The sequence below is a fragment of the Actinosynnema sp. genome (assembly GCF_052038725.1).
The window spans coordinates 1-4,045 of the sequence record NZ_JBQGCX010000206.1; the positions used below are offsets into that span (position 1 = coordinate 1).

At 72.1% G+C, this 4,045-nt stretch carries 3 protein-coding genes; 1 reads left to right on the forward strand and 2 read right to left on the reverse strand.

All coding sequences use genetic code 11. The annotated features are described in order from the left end of the window. Positions 1–884: zinc-dependent alcohol dehydrogenase (locus ACTUAL_RS03925; protein WP_440899298.1), on the reverse strand; the 884-nt coding region annotated here is incomplete at its 3' end. Between the two features lie 30 nt (positions 885–914). Continuing rightward, complete coding sequence (locus ACTUAL_RS03930; RefSeq protein ID WP_440899299.1) at positions 915–1,877, reverse strand: Gfo/Idh/MocA family protein; 963 nt, start codon at positions 1,875–1,877, stop codon at positions 915–917. 402 nt (positions 1,878–2,279) lie between these two features. On the opposite strand from ACTUAL_RS03930, the gene ACTUAL_RS03935 reads away from it, so the two are divergent. Continuing rightward, positions 2,280–4,001, forward strand: coding sequence for a protein kinase domain-containing protein (locus ACTUAL_RS03935; protein WP_440899300.1), 1,722 nt, complete (start codon positions 2,280–2,282; stop codon positions 3,999–4,001). The last annotated feature ends 44 nt before the right edge of the window (positions 4,002–4,045 follow it).

Here is a 4,045-nt window from a genome sequence, read left to right on the forward strand (position 1 = left end):
GCCCGCACGTCGAACGGGGTCGCCAGCAGCCGCAGCCCCTTGGCCAGCAGGTGCCAGGTGCTGATCTGCTGGGGCAGCGCGGTCGCCCCGTACACGACGTACGTGCCGTCGGGGCGCAGCAGGCCCATCGCCGATTCCCGCACGTCGGTGCGCGTGGCGTCGGCGCTGACGTGCGGCAGCGCGTCCACGACGTAGTCGGCGAAGTGGTCGTGGTGCTCCCGCACGAACGCGTCCAGCTCGTCCGACTGGGTCGAGGTGTCGAAGGACAGGTCCGCGCCCAGGGCGCGGGCGAGCGCGATGCGCCCGCTGTCCTTGTCCAGAACCACGATCGGGCCCACCCCCATCAGGTTGCGCAGCACCTGGACGGCGAGCAGGGCGCTCGGGCCGCAGCCCAGCACGACGCACACGTCACCGGGCTTGGGCGGGTTGACCAGCAGGCAGCGCAGCACGGACGTCAGCGGCTCGACCAGCGTGGCCAGCCGCGAGGGCAGCCCGTCCGGGACGACCGCCGCAGCGGCCTGGTGCGCGTCGTAGAAGCCGCGCTCGGTGTACCAGCCGGTCTCGCCGGGCTGGTTCGGCAGCAGCGGTCTGATGGCGCGGTACTCCGCCATGCCGCCGAAGTCGGTCTGCCCCCAGTACACGACGCGGTCGCCGGGCGCGATGCCCGTGACCGACCGGCCGACCTCCACGGCCCGCCCCACGTACTCGTGCCCCGGCACGATCGGCCACGACTCGGGGCGCAGGTGCCCCCGGAAGTACGAGACGTCCGTGGAGCAGAGGGAAACCGCCTCGGTGCGCAGCAGCACCTCGTCATCCCCGCAGGGCGGTTCGGGAACTTCGACCAGGTCGATGAGTCCGGGGGCGAGCAGGGAATAAGCGCGCATCGTTCTCGTCCAGTCTCTCGCAGTTGGTGGTCAGCCGGAGAAGGCCGACCGGCGTGCCGAGGCGCGGATCGAGTCGATGACCTCGGCGACCGCCGCGGTCTCCCCCAATCCGACCAGAAACGCTTCTCGCCCCCGCGACGCTGCGGAAACTTCATCGACCATCACGGTGTAGGGGTTGATCGGTGGATATGCCTCCGTGCGCGTGCCGGTTTCGCTCCGGTAAATCATCTCCACCTGGCCCGCTCCTCCGGTGAAAGCGGGAAAGGACAGCTCGACCGAGCCTTTGTCACCGATCGCCGAGAACCACTCGTCCTGTTGCCCGGTGAGGCTGGACTCGATGGTGGCGACCCCGTCCGGGAACACGAGTTCGGCCGTCGTGGTCTCGTCGACCCCGGTGGGGCCGAGCTCCTGCCGCGCGGCGCGCACCGCGGGGAGCCGCCAGTCGAACGCGAGCAGGGCGCAGGCGATCGCGTAGCAGCCCACGTCGTAGAGCGCGCCGCCGCCGAGCGCGGGGTCGTGCCGGTAGTCGCCCTCGGGGGGCCTTCCCCCGCGGAAGCCGGACCGCACCTCCCGCACCGTGCCCAGCGCGCCCTCCCCCAGCAGTCGCTGCAGTGCCCGCGTCCGGGGGTGCCAGCGGTTCCAACACGCCTCAACCAGGATCTTCCCCGCCGCCGCCGCCTCCGAGGCCAGCTCCGCGACCTCGGCGGCGGTCAGCCCCATCGGCTTCTCGCACACCACGTGCTTGCCCGCTCGCAACGCCTTCGCGGTCCACTCGCGGTGCGCCGAGTTGTGCAGCGCGACGTAGACGACGTCCACGGTCGGGTCCGCCAGCAGCGCCGCGTAGTCCCCGTGCGTCACCTCCGCCCCCAGCGCTCGGGCGCGGGCCGGGTCGCGTGCCGCCGCGGCGCGCAGCACCGCTGTCCTGGACTCCCGCACGGCGGGGGCGAGGGAATTGCGGGCGATGCCCCCGGCTCCGAGGAAGCCCCACCTCAACGCGAACTCCCCGGCCTTGTGCCACCTGCGTGTTTTCGGTGTTTTTCAGTCGGGTTTTCACCGTGTTTCATAAATTGCATCCCTGGGGTGTTTGTTTTGTTGTCGACGCAACTCGACCGACCATACAACGGTCGCTTTGCGCGCTACGATCCGCCGTTCGAGTGACTGTGAACAAGTGTTGTCGAGCGTTGTGAAGGGGGGTGGAAATTGGTGTCGTCTTTGATGTGCGTTGTTCCGGGCAACAAATAGGTCCCGCACTTCCGGCGGGCGGCATTGGTCGGCAGTGATCCAGGACACCCCGTTGTCGGTCGTGCCGTTGTCGGGTGTGCCGTGGCCACCCGCCGCGACACCAACCCGACCATCCCCGTCTCACCTGTCGGCGCAGGTTGCTAGCGTGGCCCGGTGTCTGAGCGAGAGCACACCGGGCGGATCCTCGACGGCCGGTTCGAGCTGTTGGAGCGGCTGGGCAGCGGCGGCATGGGGACGGTGTGGCGGGCGCTCGACCTCGGGTTGCAGCGCGAGGTGGCCATCAAGGAGGTGCGGCCCGCCGACGCCGACCAGGTCGAGAGCAACCCGGCCATGGCGGCGCAGTTGCGCGAGCGGGTGCTGCGCGAGTCCCGCGCGCTCGCCCGCCTCCAGCACCCCAACGTGGTGTCGATCTACCAGATCGTGGACCTGCCCGGCTCGACCTACCCGTGGATCGTCATGGAGCTGGTCAGGGGCACCTCGCTGGAGGACCGGCTGGGCCAGGGCGTGCTGAGCCCCGCCGAGGCCGCGGGCATCGGGCGGGACGTGCTCGCCGCGCTGCGGTCCGCGCACGCCGCCGGGGTCATGCACCGGGACGTCAAGCCGGGCAACGTGCTGCTGCGCCCCGACGGCAGCGCCGTGCTCACCGACTTCGGCATCGCCGCGCTCCAGGGCTCGACCCAGCTCACCGCCACCGGCGAGGTCATCGGGTCGCCCGAGTACATCGCGCCCGAGCGGCTGCGCGGCGACGAGACGCAGGTCTCCTCGGACTTCTGGTCGCTGGCGATGCTGCTGTACGTGGCCGTCGAGGGCAACCACCCGATGCGCCGCGCCTCCACCATGGCCACGCTCGCCGCCGTGATGACCGAACCGGTCCCGCCGCCGCGCCGCGCGGGCGCGCTCGGGGCCGCGCTGAACGCCGCGCTCCTGCAGGACCCGGCGATGCGGCCCAGCGGCGAGGCCCTGGACCAGCTGTTCGCGGCGGCCGAGCGGGAGACCGTCGGCGGCTTCGGGGCCCCGGCCACGCCCGCGGGCGGCCTGTACGGGCCACCCACCCCGGCGGGCGGCACCCCCGGCCCGAACTACGCAGCCACCCCGCCCGGCGGGTTCTCCAGCGGTCCCCCGAGCGGTCCCCACAGCGGTCCCCAGCAGCAGTGGCGGTCGGACCCGTCGAGCGCCCCGCAGCACGGCTACCAGCCGGGCTACCCGACCCCGCTCCCCGCGCCGCGCAAGAAGACCGGCGCCGTGGTGTTCTCGCTGATCGGCGTCGTGCTGGTCATCGCGCTCACCGTCGTCGTGGTCAAGATGGTCGGCTCCGGCTCCGGCGCGGACGCCGGTTCCGGGAAGCGGACCGGCGCCCCCGGCACCAGCGTCGCGGGCAACCCGGCCAACACCCCGTACCCGACCGGAGCCGAGGACACCCCGGCCCCGAAGACCGACCTGCTCACCCCGGACGGCGCGCGCACCGCCGTCGCCGCGTTCATCGAGGTCATGGGCACGAGCAAGGTCTCCGACCTGACCCTGTGGCCCGAGCGCGCCACCGCCGTCGCCCCGACCACGGCGGTCCCGAACGGGTTCGACAACTTCGAGTACGCCGTCGGCGGCAAGGCCACCAAGGAGCGCCCGGACGGGGTCGACGCCGACCGCGCCGTGCTCGACCTGAACGAGGTCAACTGGGATGCCCTGCCCGCGCTGATCGACCGCGCGAACAAGGAGCTGGGCGTCCCCGCGCCCACCAGCCGGTACATCATCATCGACACCGGCCTGATCGACCACAAGGCCACGATCCGCGTCTACCTGGCCGACGACTACGGCGGCGCCTACCTGAGCGCCAACCTCAAGGGCGAGGTCGAGCGCCTCTACCCGCGCGACAAGTGACCGCCGCGGGGGGCGCGGGAAGCGCCCCCCCGCGGCGGTGGCCC